Annotated in this window: 13 protein-coding genes; 9 read left to right on the top strand and 4 right to left on the bottom strand. The window is 63.4% G+C overall.

The features are described from left to right. Window positions 1-4: 4 nt before the first annotated feature. The 4 genes from PSV05_RS07185 to PSV05_RS07170 form a co-directional block, all read right to left on the bottom strand. Window positions 5-3,604, bottom strand: a complete 3,600-nt coding sequence (locus tag PSV05_RS07185; RefSeq protein WP_300063627.1) for a type VI secretion system protein — start codon at window positions 3,602-3,604, stop codon at window positions 5-7. Continuing rightward, window positions 3,601-4,935 carry a DotU family type IV/VI secretion system protein gene (locus tag PSV05_RS07180; protein ID WP_300063625.1) on the bottom strand — a complete coding sequence of 445 codons (1,335 nt, stop codon included), beginning with the start codon at window positions 4,933-4,935 and terminating at the stop codon, window positions 3,601-3,603. Before PSV05_RS07180 ends, PSV05_RS07185 begins: the two co-directional genes overlap by 4 nt. 4 nt (window positions 4,936-4,939) lie before the next feature. Further along, window positions 4,940-6,358, bottom strand: a complete 1,419-nt coding sequence (gene tssK / locus PSV05_RS07175) for a type VI secretion system baseplate subunit TssK (RefSeq protein WP_300063623.1) — start codon at window positions 6,356-6,358, stop codon at window positions 4,940-4,942. A gap of 94 nt (window positions 6,359-6,452) precedes the next feature. Then, a complete protein-coding gene (locus tag PSV05_RS07170; protein ID WP_300063621.1) occupies window positions 6,453-7,730 on the bottom strand; it encodes a TraB/GumN family protein in 1,278 nt (425 codons plus the stop codon). Window positions 7,731-8,025: 295 nt separating this feature from the next. Between PSV05_RS07170 and PSV05_RS07165 the strand changes: the two genes are divergently transcribed. From PSV05_RS07165 to PSV05_RS07125, 9 genes are all read left to right on the top strand, one after another. Next, on the top strand, window positions 8,026-8,700 hold the full coding sequence (locus PSV05_RS07165) for a response regulator transcription factor (protein WP_300063619.1): 675 nt from the start codon (window positions 8,026-8,028) through the stop codon (window positions 8,698-8,700). 150 nt (window positions 8,701-8,850) lie between these two features. Then, window positions 8,851-10,665 (top strand): MltA domain-containing protein, encoded by a 1,815-nt coding sequence (locus PSV05_RS07160; protein ID WP_300063618.1) that lies wholly within the window; start codon window positions 8,851-8,853, stop codon window positions 10,663-10,665. A gap of 183 nt (window positions 10,666-10,848) precedes the next feature. After that, complete coding sequence (gene tssF / locus PSV05_RS07155; protein ID WP_300063616.1) at window positions 10,849-12,684, top strand: type VI secretion system baseplate subunit TssF; 1,836 nt, start codon at window positions 10,849-10,851, stop codon at window positions 12,682-12,684. Between the two features lie 10 nt (window positions 12,685-12,694). Continuing rightward, a complete protein-coding gene (tssG, locus tag PSV05_RS07150) occupies window positions 12,695-13,813 on the top strand; it encodes a type VI secretion system baseplate subunit TssG (protein WP_300063614.1) in 1,119 nt (372 codons plus the stop codon). Next, window positions 13,804-16,467 (top strand): type VI secretion system ATPase TssH, encoded by a 2,664-nt coding sequence (gene tssH / locus PSV05_RS07145; protein WP_300063611.1) that lies wholly within the window; start codon window positions 13,804-13,806, stop codon window positions 16,465-16,467. Before tssG ends, tssH begins: the two co-directional genes overlap by 10 nt. 126 nt (window positions 16,468-16,593) lie before the next feature. Further along, on the top strand, window positions 16,594-18,720 hold the full coding sequence (gene tssI, locus PSV05_RS07140) for a type VI secretion system tip protein TssI/VgrG (protein ID WP_300063608.1): 2,127 nt from the start codon (window positions 16,594-16,596) through the stop codon (window positions 18,718-18,720). A gap of 121 nt (window positions 18,721-18,841) precedes the next feature. Then, window positions 18,842-19,417, top strand: a complete 576-nt coding sequence (locus PSV05_RS07135; protein WP_345782255.1) for a DUF4123 domain-containing protein — start codon at window positions 18,842-18,844, stop codon at window positions 19,415-19,417. A gap of 11 nt (window positions 19,418-19,428) precedes the next feature. Continuing rightward, entirely contained in the window at window positions 19,429-19,785 is a 357-nt protein-coding gene (locus tag PSV05_RS07130; protein ID WP_300063602.1) for a hypothetical protein, read from the top strand. A 1-nt stretch (window position 19,786) separates the two neighbouring features. Continuing rightward, window positions 19,787-21,352, top strand: coding sequence for a hypothetical protein (locus tag PSV05_RS07125; protein WP_300063599.1), 1,566 nt, complete (start codon window positions 19,787-19,789; stop codon window positions 21,350-21,352). Window positions 21,353-21,418 lie beyond the last annotated feature (66 nt).

Raw genomic sequence — 21,418 nt, 5'->3', positions numbered from 1 at the left:
GGATTTACTCGAGGATCACGTTGGGGACCTCGGCACGCGCCGTGCGCGCGCCCAGGAACAGTTTCATCTGGTCAGAAAGATCCACTTGCAGGTACACCCTTGCATTGCGAAATTTTGCCTCTGACAGGCGCGCGCGCAGGCCTGTCCATTGCGCCGGGCTGTAGCTTTCGCGAAAATCGTCGATGCCGAACACATGGCTGCCGCTGGCGAATTCCTCGACCAAACGGGCGAAGCCTTCGGGGCCGGGATAGATGCGAGTCAGGCTGATCTGCTCGGCAACAGGCACTTCGGCCGCCTGCATCTTGCTGGTCTCCGGGTCGAATTCCTGCAATGGCTGGGTGACTTCGGCAGGCGGCACTGCCATGTTGATGCGTATGCGTGCCTCCAGGCAGCTGGATGGCGACCAGAACACCTGCGCCTTGGCATCGGCCAGCGATTCACCGGCGGAACTGGCGCGGTACACACGCTCGCGGCATTCGACTTCAAAGACCGTGCCGCCCTCGCCTTCATCCAGCGCGCCCAGCACACTCGGTTGGGTGAGGGTGAAGCTGCCGGCCAGGAATGGCGGGCCATTGTCGAGCACGGGCAGGAACTTGCGCTCGGCAGCCACCATCGACTGGTAGCCCAGCGTGAGCGGCATCGCCACGCCACCCACTTTCATCGGCACACGTTCCTTTTCGGAGATGAAGGGCTTCAGCCAGTCATTGACGAACGCACCGAGCTTGCCTTGCGGCCCATACAGCGCCTCGATCTGTTGCTCCTGCGGCAAGTTGGCGAGCGGCTTGACCACGCTTTCGCGCCAACGCTCCTGCACGTATTCGCCGGCCCGATGCACGGTCAGGAACAGCAGCAGCTTCGATGGCCCACGCACGATCGACCATGCCGCCATGTCGTCGCCCTTGAACGCCGTCGCAAATTTCTCCTCCGGCTTGTCCACCGCGTTGATCAACGCGGTGTACTCGCTCGCCGGTGGTTGCTCCGCCCGGCCCTTGCTGGCGAACAGGTCGGAAGCGATCTGGTATACGTCCTGGCCGGTCCCTTCGGCCTGCAGGCGCAGGTAGGCGCGGGCAAAATCGCCCTCTTCGCCAACCAGCACGCGCGCCTGGGTGTCGTGCATCGCCAACAGCCATACCGGCGGCGTGATGTTTTCCCCGCCAAACTTGAATGAATCGGCGATGAGGCGACCGAAGGGCCGCCATGAGGACAGCCACTTGGCCTTCATCTGTACCCAGGTTGCAGCCCAGCGCGACGAGAACGGCCAATCGAGCGGCAGTTCATACAGGTTGCGCTCGGCGGCCTGAAAAAAAAGGTTGTAAGGGTTGTCCTGGCTGCTTGCGCGCTTCTGCAACTCCCCGTAGCGGCCACGCCATAGTGCGACGCCATCGGGGAACTTCGCCTGGAACCTGGCCCAGTTGGCGAAGTAGTCCTTGAAGTAGCTGTTGCGCAGTTCGTCGATGCGCGCCTGTTGCTTTGGCGCCTGGTCGTCCAGGGTATCCAGCATTGGTTTGACGATGCCGTCCCAGGAATCGCGGGTGTAGGCGCTGGACACTGCCGCGGTGTCACCGGCTTCGGTCCCCACAACCGCACCTTCGGGCAGCCAGTAGGTACCCAGGTCCATTCCCGGCTCGCGTGCATCGGCCCATTTCTGCAGGTCCGCGGCGCGCGGGGTATAGCCAGCCAGCAATTTCTTCAGCTGGGTTTCCAGCCGATCATGCTCTGCGTCAAGGACGTTTTTTTTTTGCCAGCGAATATAGCCGAGGTAGGTTGCGAACAGTGCCTCTGCGTTGTCGCGGTCGCGCCTGGTGTCATGCTCGGGACTGACGAATGGCGCGAACAGGCGCGAGCGTGCGTCGAAGCTGACGTTGTTCGGCATCTCCTGCTTGCGGCATTCGTCCTTGCTGCTGCGGCATTCATCCAGCAGGCGCAAGCGCTGGGTGATCGCCAACACATGCTCGATGCCGGCACGGTTGCGGTCGATGTCGGTCGCCAGCATCTGGTCCTCGGGCGCCAGGATCAAGTTGGCAAAGTCCTCGATCACCCGTTTTTTCAGTTTCTCGATGTCGCTGTCGGCGCGGCCCATGCCAAACCTCAACGAGGTGCTGCTTGCAGCGGCTTCAAGCGATTCGATGGTGCGCCCGCAACCCGCTACCCAATTGATGCGTCCACTTGATGTGCGGTCCGCGACCTCAGCGCAGGCACTCCTGGTTTGCGCGAGCAGGAGGGTATCGTCACGGTGTGCTGTCGATAGGGTATATGCCAGTGATGACGAGAGCCCGAGCATCGCCAGCACGCCAACGCCGGCGATGGCCAGGCGTCCGGCCTTGCCGCGCAGGCTGTTTCCAGCCAGGGGCTGGTCGGTTGGCAAAAAGCGCGTGAACAGGTCGGCGACGAAAGCACCACCACGATGCGCGTCGTCGGCGGCACCGGCGAAGTACAGGCCACGCCAGCGCGGGGTGCGTTGGAAGGGGTTGTCTTCCAGCATCAGTGCAACGAACAGCGAGAGCCCCTGGTCAGCCTGGCGCAACGATTCGATGAAATCGAACACCGCGCGGCGCGACTGCGGCGTGGTCTGCGTGCGCATCGCGGTCATGCGCAGCGCATGCAGGCGATCCTCGATGGGTTTGATCACGTCCTCGATGCGCCCGCTTGCGGCCGCACTGACGACTTCGCTTTCGGCGAATCGATGGCCGAGTGCCTGGCTGAACACTTCCGCCGGCAGGGTTGCGCGCACCTGCGCGTAACCGGGCAGGCGGTCCAGGCCGCTGACCACGAAGTACACCGGCATCTGCACCTGCAGGTGTTCCATCGCCTCGTCGACCAACCGGCGCAGGCGCGTCGCGGTCTCCTTCAGCGTATCGGCCGGCCCCATCAGGGTCTGTGCGGAAACCGCAACCACCAGGCCATTTAACGGCAGCTTCTCGCGCTCGTCGGCGAGCTTCATCAAGGACTGGTACCAGAGGCCGCGATCCAGCCGTGCACTGTTGTCGCAGACCACGCGCGGATGCATCTCGACCGCGATCATCGACTTGAAGAACCACCAACGCCAGACATCGCCGGCATCCATCTCCCCGCTGTCGGGCGGCGGGAACGGCGACACTTCGCAACCAGCGCGCAACAGGCCATCGACATCGGCCGCCTGATCGCCGATGAACATCATCCATGGGATCCGGTACAGCGGCGTACGACCCTTGGCGATGTCCGGCGAACGGGCAATCATGCGCTTGGCCTCGTCGATCACCGCAGCCATCTTTTGCAGCGGCTCGCGTTCGTCCTCGGCATTGCCGGGACCAAGGTCACCCATGCGCTTGCGCGTGCGACCCTTGAGCGAAGCCTTGCGCCGGCCTGTCGCGAACCACCACAGCACCACCACCGCCACCACGCAGATGCCAAGTACCTGCCAGAAGCGCATGGGGATCTGCGGGATGAACGCGAGGCCCAGGAACACCAGGCCCGCCAACACGATCAACAACAGCAGCCCCAACAGGATCCTGCGCAGCCACGGGCTCTTTGCACCATCGGCGACCGGACGGTAGATGTATCCGATTCGGCGGGTCATCGAACCGAATCTGGTGAACATTCTTTCGACGATATCCAGCGGGTTCATCGTGCGGGCTCCGTCTGCATGAACAGGTAGGTCGCAGCCAACTTGGTATTGCCCTTGTTGGCTTCCAGCATCTGCCGCAGGCGTGGCAGGTATTCCTCGGCGGTCTGGATCTCCGGCAACGGCTCCGTATACAGCGGCGTTGGCGACGAGATCACGGTGATCAATTCCTGGCCGAATGGCGGCGCGACCGTCCAGGTCTTGGTCGGCGTGGCGCCGACTTCGAACTCCTCGCTGGATCGGATCAGGCGTCCGCTTTCCGGCTCGCCGGTGTTCGGATACATGTGTGCGACCTGACCGGTCACAGTGAAATAGTCCACGTACACATAGCCGTCGTAGTTGGCCTGCTGCAGCTTGGCGATGACGTTTTCGTTTTCGATGAAACGGTCCGAGTGACCCGTGCTCGGCGTGATGGCCAGGCCATAGCCGCTATCACTGTTGCGATCCTTGAACGGCGCGAGGATCTTGACCACCTCGCAATGCGGCCAGATCCGCAACTGCACGTCGGCCGTGGCGGACTTCACGCCCTCCACGCCATTGATCCTCTGTTTCACCGCGCTGATGTCGTCCGCCCGCGACACATAGCCGGATACCTTGACCGAGCCCTTGTCCTCGTTGACCTCGTCGATTTTCAGGTCGGAGCATGGGAAGCCCGCGAGTGCCTCCTGTATCGGCACCTGGATATTGGGTTTTGGCGCGGCCAGCAGGATGTAGATCAGGTAGATGATGGGAATCAGCAGCGCGACCAGCGCACCGATGCGCAGCAGGGTGCGGTCCCATTGCCGCGGCAAGCGCGGACCGGAGGGATCCTCGATGCCATATGGCTGCGGGGTGATCTTCTCCTCGCGCAGGGTGTGGATCGGTGCCGGCGCGACCGGCAATTGCCGCGAGTGCAATTCCTTGAGCTTGCCGAGCTCGCCGGTGTCGCCATTCTCGTAGTAGTACTGACCGACGAAGCCGCACAACAACGCGTGGTAGTAGACCTCGCGTACCTCGTCCTGGTCCTGCTTCAGCGCCGACAGATGCTGGAAGAACTCGTTGCCCGCGTTGTTGGTGTTGAACATCGTCACCTGCAGCGGAATGCTGCCGGTGAGCCAGGTCGGGTTGCGCGCCATGATCTCGTCGATCCAGGCGGCCACCGCGAACGCGGCACCGTCGGCCTGCTCGGGGCGCTTGCCATCAGCCTGTGCCGCGGTCTTGGCGCGGTCGATCAGCGCGCGTGCGCTCGCCACGATCGATGCGCCAGGCTCGCTGGCCTGACCGGCGTTGACTTTCTCGTCCAGCGCCAGGCCATACGAAAACACGGGGATGAAGTGGTGTAGAAGTCGAGCCATGCGTTCAGTCCTGCGTGGCGACCGGGAACAGCTTGATCACGGTCGAGTCGGCCGGCAGGTCGGAGAACACCGCGATGTTGCGGCCGTTCTTGATCATCTGCCAGAAAGGATGGGTGGTATCGACGAGGAAGTACGTCGTGTTCGGGCTCTTCTGCGGCAACTCTTCCGGAGGTACCGGCAACAGGTCGATCTTCAGGCCGAATAGCGCCGCCGAGAGCAGTCGCGGCATCTCGTCGATCGAGGCGATCTTGCCAGTGCGCGAGAGCCGCGCGAACAATTCGGCGCCCTTCAACTCCGATTCGAACGCCAGGTAGAAGCGGGTCTTGTCGTTCTCGAACAGATTGGCCGGCAGGTCGGCGCGGTAGAAGCGCCCGTCATAGGCCAATGTAATCCCGACCTCGGCGCCCACGGTCAGCGCCTTGATCAGGGCCTCGGCGCGGTCGAAGCCAATCCGGAAGCAGCGCCGCAGGTCTTCGTGGTCGTAGTCGGGAAGCTCGGTTTCGCGCGGCTTGTTGGCCAACTCGCCGAAATAACCGATGTCCTCGGAAAACACCGAGAACTCAGCCACCAGTCGGCGCAGGTCCTGGTACATCGCATACGCGCCGATATTGCCCAACCGCGCGTGTTCCTGGAACTGGGTGATGTAGCGCGCGAAAGTCTGCATCATCACCACTCGCATGACTTCCTGCGCACTGGTCGAGGCCGCGCGGATGCCGCGCTGACGCTTGGTCGAGGCGAAGTCCTGGCCACGCGACACCAGCAGGTCGCGCAGCGCCCGGGTCCAGCGCGACAGGTTGTGCGAGGCGGTGATCGCCGTGGTCGGCGGAATGTAGTCGTGCGAGAGCTTGAACTTGCCCGGCCCCGCAGGAAGCAGCTCCGCGAACTTGTAGCTGTCGGAGGAACGCACGATGGCCTCGGCATTCTCGTCCAACCCGGTGATGATATTTGGCTGGTACAGCAGGAAATCGACATCGGCCGCGGGCGCCTGCGGATCGTAGGCATCGGCCATGCTGTCGGTGGCCAGCGCATGCCGCGCCAGCAGGCGCTCGGACTCGCGCGCGGCCAAGCCCTGCAATGCGCGCTCGCGGTTGAACACCAGCCACAGCGGGATCGGATCGTTGTTGGCAACCTTGAGCTCGACGATGTTGCGCTGGAGTACTCGGGTATTGCCGGGGTCGGTCTGGATCGAACCACCAATGAGACGCTCGCCTTCGCGGGTGACAAGCACGAAGCGTTCCACATCGACGATGCCACTGCCCAATGCATCCTCGCGCAGGCGCAGCGCTTCATAGCCCCACGGAAACGGTGTCAACCGCTGGTGCAAGGCATGCCGGCCGGCCTGCTGCCAGGTGTCCTGCGCCTGCAGATGCTGTGGACTGAGGAAGGCACCTTGCCCCCAATGAACCTGCCGCTCTCCACTCATTCCCGACACTCCTGGAATAGCACCTGAAAACACGCCTGAGTCGCTGTTCGCACCGCAGTTCGTGCCACGCATTCCTGTAAACGCAAAAAGCCACTCATAGCGGCACTTCCTCGATCCGATACCCATCACGGCGCAATACCGCGAGCAGGCCTTCAGGTCCCACGAGGTGCACTGCACCGACCGCAACGAAGCTTGGCCCGTCCTGGAACAACGTCTCCAGTTGCCCGCCCCAGCGCGCGTTGCGCTCTTCCAGCAGGCAATGGCGCGAACGTTGTTCGATCGCCTTGCCCGCATAGCTCAGGCCGTACATGTGGTCGATGTCGGCCAGCCACGCACCCAGGTTGCGAGTGCGGTAATAGCGCATCGCCGCCGCGGATTCATCGCGCAGGATCCACGGTGCGCGCAGGCGTTCGTCCAGCACCAGCGCATGTTCAGTTGCAGGCACGCAATCCAGCGCCTTCAGCTGCTGTTCCAGCGTTTCAAGGTGCACCAGGCGTTTGCCGGATGCACTTGCGATGCGTTGCAGGCGCCCATCCATGCTGGTATCGCCGCCGGTCTCGCCGCGCGCTTCCAGCAGGGCCAGCACCGACCATGGCTTCATCCGCACCAGATCCTGCGCGCGCACGTTCGGCAGCAGCGAACGTGCCATGGCATAGCTGTCCTTGCCGATCATCGACGACAGCGGCTGTTCCGGTGACAACCAGCGATAGTCGTCGTAGGCCGGCTTCCATACCTCGTCGAGGTTGGCCTCATTGACGAAAGTCTCAACCCCGGCCAGCGCTTTTTCGAGGATCGCGTAATCGATACCCTGCTCTTCCGGGCTACCGAAATGGATAGTGCCCAGCAGATAGCTGGGCTGCGGTCGTGAGAGCGTCGACGCAATCTGTGCCGGTGCAGCGCTAGCCGCATTCGCTTGCGATCCGCCATCCACGTTGGCGGACTCGGCAACGGCGAGCTCGGCCGGGAGTTCGGTGGGCATGGGCGGGAAGATCCGGAACAGCACGCCACGCGTGGCGCCGAGCGTGACCGGCGCGGCGACAGCCACGTCAGGCGAAGACGCCGACGCTGGCATGCCGGACGGCATTCCAGGTTCCGATGTGGCATTTGCAGGCGTAGTCGATGCCTGCTGCGCGGCATCCTGCGCAACTTGCCTGGCTTGTGCGTCCTGCTTGTCTTGCGATGTCGATTCGAGCTGTGCCGCCGCCGCTTCATTGGCTGCCTGCGCGGAAATCCCGCGAGTTGCCACGTGCGACCTGGGCGTGGCGATCTGCGTCTTAGGCTCGACTGGAATCGAATCCTGCCCGGAAGAGGCGTGCTGCGTTGCATTGGCCGTGGACATGACCACCAGCAATGCAATCATTAGCCATGCCATGGGCAACGTCCGCCAGCATCGCCATTCCGCGCGATTGCGTGCGTATGTCAGGACTGCGCGCTGGCGTGCTGCCCTACTCATTGGAGCGCATCGGAACTCATCGACACTCATGGGCTGCGCCGGCAGGCGCGGATGTCTTTCATTCTTCTGCGTGCACACCACCTGCAGCCATATGTCGTCGGAGCTATGCCTTAGGAACGGCGCCCTGCCATTGCTGGCCGCATTGGTTGGGAGATATCGTCTCTGCCATAAAGCGCAGTTGCGTTCGCAACACCGCGCGCCGGGGAATTTGTGAATGAAGGTGCTGATCGCAGACGATCATCGTTTGATCATCGAAGGGGTCAAGATCAAGCTCGCTGAACTTGATCCCACCGTCGAGGCAGTGGTGGCGATGAACATCGAGGAGCTCGAACGCGCGGTCGCCGAGCATGCCGACCAGCTGGACCTGGCGCTTGTGGACATCGCCATGCCCGGCACCCAGGGCCATCAACACATCGCCAAGCTGCGTGCGCAGGCACCTTTGCTGCCGGTGATCGTGCTGTCCGGTTCGGAAGACCCGGAGTTGATGCGTTCGCTGCTCGACATGGGTGTGCTCGGCTTCATCCCCAAGGCCTATTCGCCAGACATCATGCTGTCGGCCATCCGGCTGGTGCTGGCCGGGGGCGTTTATATCCCGCCATTGCTGCTGGCCAATTCACAGACGCAAGGCTGGCAACCCGCCGATGCCACTGCCGGCCCACAGGGATTCGATTCCGCCCGCTCTCTGGAAGGCCTGCGCACCTTGCTGACCGAGCGCCAGATCGATGTGATGCGGCTGCTGTCGCAGGGCAAGCCGAACAAACTGATCGCACGCGACCTCGGCATCAGCGAAGGCACGGTGAAAATTCATTTGGCCGCGATCTTCCGTGCGTTGAACGTGCGCAACCGGGTCGAAGCAGTGGTGGCCTCGCGCAAGCTGCAAGGGCTCTGACCAGAAAGGGCTCCGAAACAAGCCCCATGCGGGGCAGCCGCAGGCCCCACCTCGGGCCATAGTGCGTACGCCGTATTGTCGCCACAAGATGGCCGGCGCAGCCTGAAGCTTGATGCGCGGCCCGGTTTCGTGGCCGCGGAGGCATGAGCCATGAACCGCACCGTCCCAAGTACGACCAGCAAGCACCCGCTGCGCACGCCACTGCTGGCCTTGGGCATCGCCATCAGCAGTCTTGCCGCTGCACAAAGTGCGCCGGATGCACCCACAACGCCGGTCAACCCGGATCTGGGGCCTGCATTCGCAACCAAGACCGCCGCTTATGTCCCGGTGCTGTTCGACGAGATCCCCGGTTGGGACAACGAAAGCTTCGAGGAGACCAGCGCTGGCTTCGCCAGCAACTGCATGGCGATGAAGCGGCGCTCGGCATGGGCGCCAATCTGCGCCAGGCTGACCAAGCTGCCCAAGACCCATGAAGCGCTGCAGCAGTTCATGCACGACGAGTTCTATGCCTACCAGATGCTGACCTCGACCCGCAGCGCCACCGGCAAGCTGACCGGCTACTTCGAACCGTTGATCTCCGGCTCACTGCACCGCACTGGCTCTTACAAATATCCGCTTTACGGCATCCCCAACGACATGTACATGGTGGATTCGCGCACGGTCGCAGGCCAGTCCAGCCGTTGGCTGAAGGTGTCGCAAGGCAAGTTGGTCGGTGCTGATACCGGTGAATCAGGTGCGCATCAGTACCAAATTGATCTGGCCGGTGTCAGTCCAAACAATCGCGACAAGCGTTACCGCGTACGCATCATCGGTGACACCATCCGCCCCTACTACAACCGCCAGGAGATCGATGCCAACGGCATCGACGCGCCGGTGCTGGCGTGGGTCGCCGACCCGTTCAAGCTGTGGTCGATGCAGATCCAGGGTTCGGGCAAGATCCAGCTCAAGGATGGCGGCCTGATTCGCCTGGCTTACGCCGAGCAGAACGGCTTCCCGTTCATGCCCAACGCGACCCGCGGCGACTCCGACACGATGCTGCAGGCAATCAAGGCACGCGGCTTGTCGGAGCCGCTGACTATCGACATCCCCGGCGGCACTCGCGGCGTGCGCAAAACCGGCGGCAATTCCGCGGTCGATGATGAAGTCGCACGCATCGTGGCGGCCCTGTCCGGTGGCGGATCCGGAACCGCAGCATTTGCATCGACTTCAAGACCGTCGAACAGCGGCAAGAAACAAGGGAAGCGCCCATCGCGTCCTGCGGCCAGCAGCAGGCCAGCGGCCAGTACCGATGCGATCCATGTCGAATCTGCCGAAGTCGAGGCGATGATCGCCGCGCTACTCACCGCACCGGTGGCCGATGACAGCGACTACGTGCCGCCGGAGGAAGACGTTGTCGCCTCGATCGCACGACCCAGCAGTGCGAAATCATCCGGCTCTTCGGCCGGTGCACACATGGACATGTCCGAATACGAGGGCGATGGCAGTGGCAAGTCCGCAGGCCAGGCCGTTGGCGAAGGTGCTGCAGTGCCCAAGACCGGCATCACCGACCCCAGCTATGTATTTTTCCGCCGCATCGGCGATGGCCCGGAAGGTCCGATCGGCGCACTTGGCGTGCCGCTCAGCCCGGGTCGTTCGATGGCAGTGGATCCACGCGCCACGCCATTGGGCGCACCTGTTTTCATCAATGGCCAGCAACCAGGCGGCAAGGGTCCGATGCAGCGCCTGGTGTTCGCCCAGGACACCGGCGGCGCGATCCGCGGCAGCGTGCGCGGAGATTTCTTCTGGGGCTTCGGCGACAAGGCCGGCAAGATGGCGTTGGCAACCAATCAGCCGGTGCAGATGTGGCTGCTACTGCCCAAGGCAGTAGCTGGCAGCGCCGCTGCCAGCGGCATCAAGACCCGTGGTGGCCCCGCCGAACTGCGCGATTGCGCAGTGCCGGATCCAGACTTCTGCGTCGAGGATTGATGCACCTTGAGTAGCAAAGGGCGGCCATGGATGGCCGCCATCTCAGGCTCCAACGCACGCTTCAACCGACGCGAATCCAGAGTGCATACGCCTTCCGGCAAATGGCCGCATCGTCGATGGCTATCTAGCCTGTGCTGATATCGGGTGCGCATTCCGCGTCACCCGGCCACGCGCGGGAACGCCATGCTCGAAGATCTGCTGCCGTACTACGAGAACGAACTGACCTACCTTCGACGCCTGTCCAAGGAGTTCGCCTCCAAGTACCCGAAGATCGCCTCGCGCCTGCAGATGGAAGGCGAGGTCTGCGAAGACCCGCACGTGGAACGCATCATCGAGTCATTCGCGTTCCTGACTTCGCGTATCCACAAAAAACTCGATGACGAATTCCCGCAGATCACCGAAGCCTTGCTGTCGGTGCTGTATCCGCACTTCCTGCGACCGGTGCCATCGATGTCGATCGCCCAGCTGCAGCTGGCGCCGGGCGCCGAGATCAGCACGATGCAGGAACTGCCGCGGCACAGCGAGCTGCTGAGTCGGCCCGTGCAAGGCCTGCCGGTTCGCTATCGCACCGGCTACCCGGTCGAGGTCTGGCCGATCAAGATTGCAGATGCACGCCTGGAGGCGGCCGAGCGCTCCGCCTTCGCGGTGACCCATGACGAGACCATCGCGACGCTGCGCATCCGCATCGAAGCCACCGGCCAGACCGACCTGTCGAAGCTGCCGATCAATCGCCTGCGGCTGTACCTGGACGGCGAAAGCCCGCTGGTGCACGCGCTGCACGAGGTCCTGCTCAATTCGGTTGCCGGCATCACCCTGCGTGCGCCCGATGACGCCACCCAGGTGCCACCATTGCGCTTGCCCGCCTCGGCCTTGCAGCCGGTCGGGTACGGCGACGACGACGCCCTACTCGACTACGACCCGCGATCCTTCCTTGGCTACCGACTGATCCAGGAATTCTTCGTGCTGCCGGAGAAATTCCTGTTCATCGATATCGATGGCCTGGATTTCTCACGCTTCCAGCGTGCCGCGGAACTCACCATCGAGCTGAGTGCATTCGGCCGGCCGGATCGCCTGCAGCGGCTGGAACAGACCGTCTCCGCAGACAGTTTCAAGTTGTTCTGTACGCCAATCGTCAACCTGTTCAAGCAGCAGGGTGAGCCGATCCGGGTTTCGCAGGAACGCCACGAATACCAGATCGTGCCTGACGTGCGCCGCCCGCTGGGGCTGGAGGTCTACTCGGTCGACTGGGTGCGCAAGTTCAGTCGCAACCCGAGCAGCCACGAGGTGGTCGAGTTCCATCCGGCCTACTCCGTGAAACACGGCCTGCATGACGACGGCGACGGGCACTACTGGTATCTGCAGCGACGCCCATCGTTACTTCCGAACGACGATGGCACCGACGTGATGATCAGCCTGGTCGATCGCGACATGAATCCGCGCGCTCCTGTGGTGGACACGCTTTCGCTCAGCCTGACCTGTACCAACCGCGACCTGCCATCCGCGCTGCCGTTCGGCGGCGAGGAAAGCAATCTGCAACTGGAACAAGGCGGCGTGATCGCCAGCGCCCGTCTGCTGAAGAAGCCGAGCGGGACCTGGCGTGCGCCAATGCGCATGGCCAACCAATGGCGGCTGATCTCGCACCTGTCGCTCAACCACTTGTCGATTATTGATGGGGGTCGCGAAGCGTTGCTGGAGATCCTGAGCCTCTACAACTTCGCCGACTCGGTCACCGTGCGCAAGCAGATCGCCGGCATCACCAACGTATCCGGTGGCCCATCGACCACGCGCATCGGACAGGCACCACGGCAGGCATTCGTGCGCGGCACCGAGATCGAACTGGAATTCGACGAGAGCCAGTACGTGGGTTCCGGCGTCTACCTGATGTCGTGCATGCTCGACCACTTTTTCGGCCTGTACTGCACCGCAAATTCCTACACGCGCCTGAGCGTGCGCACCCAGCAACGCGAAGGCTGGATGGTGCGCTTCCCGCCGCGCAGTGGCGCACAGCCGCTCGTATGAGCCAGCAACGATGAGCCCAGCCACAATGAGCGAAGACAAGCCCGACGCAGATCCTCCCGACGGCCACGGGATTCCATTGGGCGATCCGATGCGGCCGGCAATCGACCGCCTGCACCATGACCCGGGACGGTTCGGCTTCTTCCAGGCCGTGCGCCTGATGTATGCCGACAACGGCTTCGATGGGCGCGGCACCGGCTCGCGCCCGGGTCCGCTGCGCTTCACGACCCCAGCCTCGCTGTCGTTCCCGCCGTCGGAATTGCACTCGGTCACGCGCAGCGATGCCAACACCCGCGTCTGCGTGAACTTCCTGGGCCTGACCGGACCATCAGGCGTCTTGCCACGCACCTATACCGAGATGCTGATCGCGCGCCAACAGGTCCAACGGGACCGCAGCGCGCAGGAATTCCTGGACCTGTTCAACCATCGCCTGGTCGCCTTGTTCTGGCTGGCGTGGGCCAAGCACCGCCCGGAGATCGGCCGCCAGTTTGGCTTCCACAATTCGGTGCTGGGCTACCTGGAGCACATCGTCGGCATGGGCACGCCGGCCTTGCAGGCGCAACTGCATCCAGGCAAGCGCAGTGCGGGCAAGGCCCGCAAGCCAATGCCTGGCGCCGCAATGACCTATTTCTCCGGCCTGATCGCGCAGCGTCCGCACGGCGAAGTCTCACTGGCACAAGTGGTGTCTGCGGTGGTCGGTGCACCGGTGTGCGCCAACAGCTGCCTTGGCACCTGGCAAGCCATCGGCGCCGACGCGCGCACCCAGCTTGGCCGCAGTTCGAATCGGCTGGGCCATGACTGCGTGCTGGGAAAATCCTATTGGGACCGCCAGTCCACGCTGCGCCTGAACATCGGTCCGATCGACCGCAAGCGCTTCAATGCGCTGCTGCCGACCGGCACGATGCTGCCGGACATCATCGAGCTCAGCCGCTTCCTGACCGGCTTGGCATTGGACCTGCGCATCCGCCTGTCGCTGCGCGCCGACCAGGTGCCGGCGCTGCGGCTGGGCGCACGCAATGTCGACCGTCCGCGACTGGGCTGGAACACCTGGCTGGGAGGGCGCAACGATCCGCGCCCGGCCCAGGACTGTGAATTCAATTTTTCCGCAATGGGAGGCCAATCATGGCACTGAATCTACGCTCGCTCGTCGCACGCCTGAACACCACTTGCCGCGGCGCGATGGAAGGTGCCGCGGGCCTGTGCATGTCCCGCGGTCACTACGACGTTGAAGTCGAGCACCTGCTGCTCAAGCTGCTGGAAGTCGAGAATAGCGACATCCGCCGCATCCTGCGCCAGTTCGAGATCGCGCCGGAAGCATTGGAGCGCGAACTTGGCAAGGCCCTGGATGGTTTCAAGACCGGCAACCAGCGCACGCCTGCCCTGTCCGCGACGATCCCCAAGCTGTTCGAACATGGCTGGACCTGGGCCTCGATTGAATTCGGCGAAGCCAAGGTGCGCAGCGGCCACCTGCTGGTCGCCCTGCTGGCCGATTCCGAATTGCGCCGGCTGGTCTCGGCCAGTGCGCGTTCGCTGGAGAAGATCAACCTTGAATCCCTGACCCAGAATTTCCACGCGCTAGTGGAAGCCTCCACTGAAGCGCGCGACGCGCGTGCCCTCGGTGATGCTGCCGGCGGCGGCGCAGTCGGTGACGGCACCACCCCGGGCGCGGGCGCGACCGGCGGCAAACCGAGCCACAGTCCGAACCTGGACAAGTACTGCGTCAACCTGACCCAACGCGCCCGCGACGGTCAGCTGGACGCCGTCCTGGGCCGCGATGCGGAAATCCGCCTGATGATCGATGTGCTCACGCGGCGTCGCCAGAACAACCCGATCCTTACTGGCGAAGCGGGTGTCGGCAAAACCGCCGTAGTCGAGGGCCTGGCGATGCGCATCGCCCAAGACGATGTGCCGCCGATTCTGCACGGGGTGGAATTGCTGTCGCTCGACCTCGGCCTGCTGCAGGCCGGTGCCAGCGTCAAGGGTGAATTCGAGAATCGCCTGAAGGGCGTGATCCAAGAGGTCAAGTCCAGCCCGAAACCCATCATCATGTTCATCGACGAGGCGCACACCCTGATCGGTGCTGGTGGTGCTGCAGGCCAGAACGATGCCGCCAACCTGCTCAAGCCGGCACTGGCGCGCGGCGAGATGCGCACGATTGCGGCCACTACCTGGTCTGAATACAAGAAATATTTCGAGAAGGACCCTGCCCTTACCCGCCGTTTCCAGGTGATCAAGGTCGACGAGCCCGACGACGAAAAAGCGATCTCGATGCTGCGCGGCGTCGGCCAGGCAATGGCCGCTCACCACAAGGTGCGCATCCTCGACGAAGCGATCACCGAAGCGGTCAAGCTCAGCTCGCGTTTCATCCCCGGCCGGCAACTGCCGGACAAGGCGGTCAGCGTGCTCGATACCGCCTGCGCCAAGATCGCGATCGGCCAGAACGCAACACCAGCGAAGCTCGAGGATGCACGCCGCCGGCTGGACATCCTCGCCACCGAGCGTGCACAGCTGGACAAGGAACAGTCCAGCGGCAGCGACCACGGCAAGCGCGTAGGAGAAATCGAAGCGGAGACGACCGCGCTCAGCGCAACGCTGGCGGCCGACGAAGCACGCTTCGTCATCGAAAAGGAACTGGTCGCCAAGGTCCACGCCGGACTCGACAAGATCGAGGCGCTGCCGGCCGATGATCCCAGCCGCGCCGAGGTGCTGGCGGAATTGAATGCCGTGCGCGCCGAGTTGTCCGCGCTGCAGGGCTTCGAGCCGATGATGCTGCCGGTGGTCGACGCCAACGCGATCGCACAGATCATCGCCGGCTGGACCGGGATCCCGGTCGGGCGGATGGTCGCCGACGAGATCAAGACCGTGCTTCGCCTCAAGGAGTCGCTGGAAGAACGCGTGATCGGCCAAAGCCATGCGCTGGATGCGATTGCACAGCGCGTGCGCACCTCGCGCGCGAACCTGGAAGACCCGGACAAGCCCAAGGGCGTGTTCCTGCTGGTCGGCACCTCGGGCGTGGGCAAGACCGAGACCGCCATTGCGCTTGCCGATGCGTTGTACGGCGGCGAGCGCAGCATGATCAGCATCAACATGAGCGAGTACCAGGAGGCGCACACCGTTTCCAGCCTCAAGGGTTCCCCGCCCGGATACGTTGGTTACGGCGAGGGCGGCGTGCTGACCGAAGCCGTGCGTCGGCGACCCTATTCGGTGGTCTTGCTGGACGAGATCGAAAAGGCGCATCCGGACGTGCTTGAGCTGTTCTTCCAGGTCTTCGACAAGGGCCGCATGGAAGATGGCGAAGGCCGCGAGATCGACTTCCGCAATACCCTCATCATCCTGACCTCCAACACCGGCACCGACCTGGTGATGCAGGCCTGCAGCGAATCGGAAGAACTTCCGACCGTCGACTACCTCAACGACCTGCTCAAGCCCGAACTCAACCGCGCGTTCAAGCCGGCGTTCCTGGGCCGCACCGCGGTGATCCCGTACTACCCGCTGCGCGACGAGGACATGCGCAAGATCGTGCGCTTGAAGTTGAACAAGATCGGCAAGCGGATCAAGAACAACCACGGCGCCGAGTTCAAGTACGACGACGCGGTGGTGGATGCCATTGCCAAGCGTTGCACCGAGGTCGACTCCGGCGCCCGCAACATTGACAACATCCTCACCGGCACCCTGCTTCCGGATGTGTCCGGGCACGTGCTGGAACGCATGGCCGAGGGCGGCGGCATCGAATCGATCACGATTGGCGTGGGCGAGGATGGCGATTTCGCCTATGCGGTCGCCTGACCAGCAATCCGGACTAGACCCTTCGCGCTATCCGTGGCTGTCGCATTGGCCGCGGATAGCACTTCGGACGAATGTCGCCATTACGTGCGGTAGCGGACGATAAGCGTCGACCATTGGCGAATTGGCATGCCTGCGAACCTCTCCACCAGCAACCGGATGTATTTCCTCAAACTCGAAGAATTCGAGGAAGACGACCTGTTGATCCAGGAAATGTCCGGCACCGAATCGGTCTCGCAGCTGTTCGAGTTCCGTTTGCGGCTGATTTCGGCGCGGCAGGACATCGACGTGCGCGACATCATCGGCAAGTCCGCGATCCTGCGCATCGAGACCCCCGACATCGACCACATGGGCGGCGAACGCCATTGGAACGGCTACGTCTCCCGCTTTGCCCGGTCCGGCCGCGCGCCTTCCACGGAAGACGATCCCCTGTACACCTACGAATGCGACATCGTGCCGTGGTTCTGGTTCATGACCCAGCACGAGGACTGCCGCATCTTCCAGAACAAGACGGTGCGGCAGATCGTCGAGACGATTTTCGGGGAATTCAACTACAGCGACTTCAAGATGGAACTCAACGAGGACCATCCGACACTGGACTATTGCACCCAGTACCACGAAACGAGTTTCGACTTCATCTCGCGCCTGATCGAGCGGGAAGGCATCCACTACTACTTCCGCCACAACGAGGACGATGACGGCGAAACCAAGCACGTACTGGTCTTCACCGACAACAACGACAACAATCCCAAACTCGATCCCGACGAATATCCATTCCACCACGAAGGCCATTCGCACGGCCTGGACGCGATCAGCAAGCTGACGCTCGAACAGCAGATGCGTACCCGCAAGATCACGCTGGGCGACTGGGATTTCAAGCAGAAGCGCCCAGTGCGAGAGAACACCCCCACGGTCATCACCATCGGTCAAGACCGCGACCTGGAACGCTATCGCTATCCCGGCGGCTTCGTCGAATCGACGGATGGCCAGCACCTGTCCAGGATGATCATGGAGGCGGAGGAAGCCAGCCACCTGCGACTGCGCGGGGAAAGCCAGATCCGCACATTGGCGCCAGGCCACACCTTCACCCTGTACGACCACACATTCGATGCCTTCAACATCGAGTACATGATCCTGTCGGTCTGGCACCACGGCCGCAACAACCTGACCGGCGACGGGCCATCGGACTACGGCAACGGCTTCACCGTGCACCCGCATGCGGTCACCTATCGCGCGCCTTTGATCACTCCCAAGGGGCTTGTACGCGGACCGCAGACGGCGCTTGTGACCGGCCCCTCAGGCGAAGAGATCTATACCGACGAGCACGGCCGGATCAAGGTGCAGTTCCATTGGGACCGGCAGGGGCAATACGACGACAAGACCTCCTGCTGGATTCGCGTTGCCCAGGTCTGGGCCGGCAACGGCTACGGCACCATGTTCATCCCGCGGATCGGGATGGAAGTCGTGGTTGATTTCCTTGAAGGCGATCCGGACCAGCCGCTGGTCACCGGTTGCGTCTACAACGGCATCAACAAGCCGCCGTACGACCTGCCTGCGAATGCCACGCGCTCGACCCTGAAGACGCTGTCATCCAAGGGTGGTGGCGGCTTCAATGAACTGCGCTTCGAGGACAAGAAGGACGAGGAGGAAATCTTCCTGCATGCGCAGAAGGACCTGCAGACCCGGGTCACCGAGAAAGCGACGTCCTTCATCGGCAAGGACATGCATGCCCTTGTCAAGGAAAACCGCTACGAGCAAACGGAACTTGACCAGCACCAGACGACCAAGGGCAAGCGCTTCGCGTACGTCGAGGGCGATGAACACCTGAAGGTGACAAATGATCTGAAGCTGCAAACTGAAAGAGGCAGCATCAACCTGGACTCCGGTACTGATTTCCTCGTGAAGAGCGGTATGAACGCCCACATCAAGGGCGGAACGAGCGTGGTCCTGGAGGCGGGAGTCTCGATCAGCCTCAAGGCCGGCTCCAACTTCATCAACATAGGCCCTGCGGGCGTGTCCATCGTGGGCACGATGGTGATGATCAATTCTGGTGGGTCCGCCCAGTCCGCGACTGCTCCTGACAAGCCCGAAAAAGCGACGGAGCCCGAGGAAGCGATCAAGTCCGAGCCCGGGAAGGTCATCGATCCGATCCAGCAATTGCAGGCGCAGGCCCTGAGCAATGCCGCACGCCAAGGCCAGCCGTTCTGCGCGGAGTGCGAAGCCGCCCGCGCCGCCTACGCGGCGCTGATGGCATGACCTGTTTGTCCGCCACTCTGCGTATACCCTATGGCACAGGCACGGAGAACCTCCGTTTCCCTAGCCAGGGACTGCATCGACCGCATCGTGAACTCTTAATGCGCGGCTCGTGTCGCGGTTCATGCCAATGAAAGGCTGGAGACAGGATCAGGTGATTCCGCAAGCTCAGTACGAGGCATTGCACAGGGCCGTCTTCGGACATCCCGCGCGGGCCGTTTACGCGGTTCTGGATGGCGCGATGATCGAGGGACTCCCGTCCCGCTTGGCCAAGATCGCCCCGGACGCAGTCTGCCTGTTCGAAGGTTCGCTCGACCCGATGCTGAGCGCCGCTGCACCCTACGTGGTGAAGTTGGATCCAAAAAGTGGCGCCACGGAACTGGCGCTGAAAGAAGGCTGGAACGGCCACTGGGGCATCGTGCTGCTGACCGACGCCGGCCTTGACCTGCGCGCGGTGCGTTCGCACCTGCGCCGGGTCCTGCGCGTCTCCGCCCCGGACGGGACCAGCATGTTGTTCCGTTTCTACGACCCACGTGCCTTCCGCACCGTGATCCCGGTGCTGGATTCCGGCGTTCGCCGTGACTTCTTCGGTCCGATCCACGGCGTATACGTCGAGGACAGGACGCCCGATTCCGCGCTGTTCTTCGCGCGTGATGGCAAGCCTGAGCCACAGTCACTGCTGTTGTCGGCAGCAGCCTGAAGGAGCCTGCAGTGCTTGCCGTCAAACGTAAACAGATGACCGAAATCGGCGAAGTCCAGCTTCGCAACAACCTCGCTGATTTCCTCAATCTCCACCTGGGTGGCCAGACCCCGCTCCAACTCGACCAGCTGGACGCCGAACTCGACGCGGTGATCGCGCACTGCCGCAAGGCCGGCCTGCGCAGCCAGCGCGCCGTCGCCAGCTACGCCCTCGCCTGTTCGTTGTTCGGCAATGATCGCGTCGGCCATGACCCCTCCATCGTCAACATCCTCGCGGATCGCACCAGTTCCCAGCTCGACCGCGCCATGTTGATCGAGATGTGGACCGCCGCCGCGTATGGCGATTTCCGCCGGACGCAAGGAGGCTGACATGTTTGAATCAATGACCGAAGGCCTGTCGGGCATCGGCGCAGCAGCCGGACAAGCCGTTCAGCAAGGGCAGCAGCAAGCCGCGACTGCCAACAGCCAGGCCGCTGCCGCCGCACATGGCGCGATTGCCGAGGCGCAAACCGCTGTCGCGAATGCGGTCGCGGCAGCCGCAGGTGCAGCCAACGGTGCAGTGACGCAGGCGCAACAGGCGGCAACACAGGCGGCAACACAGGCGGGAGCCGCAGCACAAGGTGCGATCACGCAGGCCAACCAGGCCATGGATGCCGCGAGCGCCGCGGCCAACGACATGGCGCAGAACGCACTGGCGCAAGCCAACCAGGCACTCACCGACGCCAGCCAGCAGGCAGGTGCAGCCGCACAGAATGCGTTGTCGCAGGCACAGGCCGCCGTCGACAGCGCGCAAACCCAGGCCAAGGCCGCGGTCCAGGGTGCATTGGACCAGGCGAGCCAAGCCCTGGACCAGGCGATGGACGTCGCCGAACAGGCTGCGCAGGAAGCACTGGACAACGCCATGGGCATGGTCGACAACGCCATGACCATGATCGAGGACGGCGTCGGCAATGCACTTGATGCCGCCAACAATGCCATCGACCAGGCCCAAGCGGCACTGCGCGATGCCGCCACCAATGCCATCGAACAAGCGCGAGCGGCGGTGATCGACCAGGCGCGCGATGCGCTTGGCTCAGTCGGCAATGCACTCGCGGCATTACCCACCAGCTTCCCGAACCTGCCGGTGAATTTCCCGGCGTCGGACTGTCCCTATGTGCGTGCGCTGCAGGCAGAGCTGGCCCGCCGCGCCGCGCAAGCCAACAACGCACTTGCCAACGGGGTCGGCGCACTCAACGACATTGCGGGACCGCTGCTGGACCAGGCCAACAACGCACTGGACCAGGCCGACGCCCTCGCCGACGACGCGCTCAGCGCGATGGACGATGCGATGAACTCGCTGGACGAGGCCCAGGCAGTCGCCAACAGTGCAGCGCAAGAGGCCCTGGGCGCAGCCAAGGAGGGGGTACAGCAGGCGCAGCAAGCGGTGCGCGAACAGGCCGGCGCGGCCATCATGCAAGCCAGGGAAGCCGTCAACGGCATGAAGGATCAGGCCCAACAGGCGGCGCAGGGCGCAGTTGACCAGGCGATGTCGGCGATCGATGACGCACAGCAAAAGGCCGGCGATGCGGCGCAACAGGCGATCGCCGGCGCACAACAGGCCGCCGCCCAGGCCCAGCAACAGACGAACCAAGCCGCGCAACAGGGCCTTGCACAGGCCAACCAGGCTGCGCAACAGGCCCAGCAGGCTTTGAGCGGCGCGGCCCAGGGCGCGTTGAACAATGCCCAGACTGCGGCGCAATCCGCCGTGGCAACGGCGGGCGAAGCTGCACAAGGCGCCATCGCCAGCGCCCAGTCCTCGATTGGAAAAGCGTCAACCGCCTGTGCACAGGCTGCACAGGGCGCAGTCGGCGCGGCGCAGTCGGCCACCGGCGCCGCTGCCGGCGCAATGGGCAATGCCGCCAATTCGATGGGCAATGCCGGCAATATGCTGGGTTGATTGTTTCCGGCATCGAGAGCTGAAACCAGTCCATCGGGCATACGAAAAAGGCGGCCGGGGCCGCCT

The sequence above is a fragment of the Thermomonas sp. genome (assembly GCF_029945965.1).
Classification (GTDB): domain Bacteria; phylum Pseudomonadota; class Gammaproteobacteria; order Xanthomonadales; family Xanthomonadaceae; genus Thermomonas.
Note: the sequence above shows the minus strand (reverse complement) of the source record. Positions and strands in the feature narration are given on the sequence as shown.

Excerpts from the sequence above, each read along its gene's own strand:
- PSV05_RS07185 (WP_300063627.1), bottom strand. The coding sequence starts at position 3,604 with ATGAACCCGCTGGATATCGTCGAAAGAATGTTCACCAGATTCGGTTCG.
- PSV05_RS07180 (WP_300063625.1), bottom strand. The coding sequence starts at position 4,935 with ATGGCTCGACTTCTACACCACTTCATCCCCGTGTTTTCGTATGGCCTG.
- tssK (WP_300063623.1), bottom strand. The coding sequence starts at position 6,358 with ATGAGTGGAGAGCGGCAGGTTCATTGGGGGCAAGGTGCCTTCCTCAGT.
- PSV05_RS07170 (WP_300063621.1), bottom strand. The coding sequence starts at position 7,730 with ATGGCATGGCTAATGATTGCATTGCTGGTGGTCATGTCCACGGCCAAT.
- PSV05_RS07165 (WP_300063619.1), top strand. The coding sequence starts at position 8,026 with ATGAAGGTGCTGATCGCAGACGATCATCGTTTGATCATCGAAGGGGTC.
- PSV05_RS07160 (WP_300063618.1), top strand. The coding sequence starts at position 8,851 with ATGAACCGCACCGTCCCAAGTACGACCAGCAAGCACCCGCTGCGCACG.
- tssF (WP_300063616.1), top strand. The coding sequence starts at position 10,849 with ATGCTCGAAGATCTGCTGCCGTACTACGAGAACGAACTGACCTACCTT.
- tssG (WP_300063614.1), top strand. The coding sequence starts at position 12,695 with ATGAGCCCAGCCACAATGAGCGAAGACAAGCCCGACGCAGATCCTCCC.
- tssH (WP_300063611.1), top strand. The coding sequence starts at position 13,804 with ATGGCACTGAATCTACGCTCGCTCGTCGCACGCCTGAACACCACTTGC.
- tssI (WP_300063608.1), top strand. The coding sequence starts at position 16,594 with ATGCCTGCGAACCTCTCCACCAGCAACCGGATGTATTTCCTCAAACTC.
- PSV05_RS07135 (WP_345782255.1), top strand. The coding sequence starts at position 18,842 with ATGCCAATGAAAGGCTGGAGACAGGATCAGGTGATTCCGCAAGCTCAG.
- PSV05_RS07125 (WP_300063599.1), top strand. The coding sequence starts at position 19,787 with ATGTTTGAATCAATGACCGAAGGCCTGTCGGGCATCGGCGCAGCAGCC.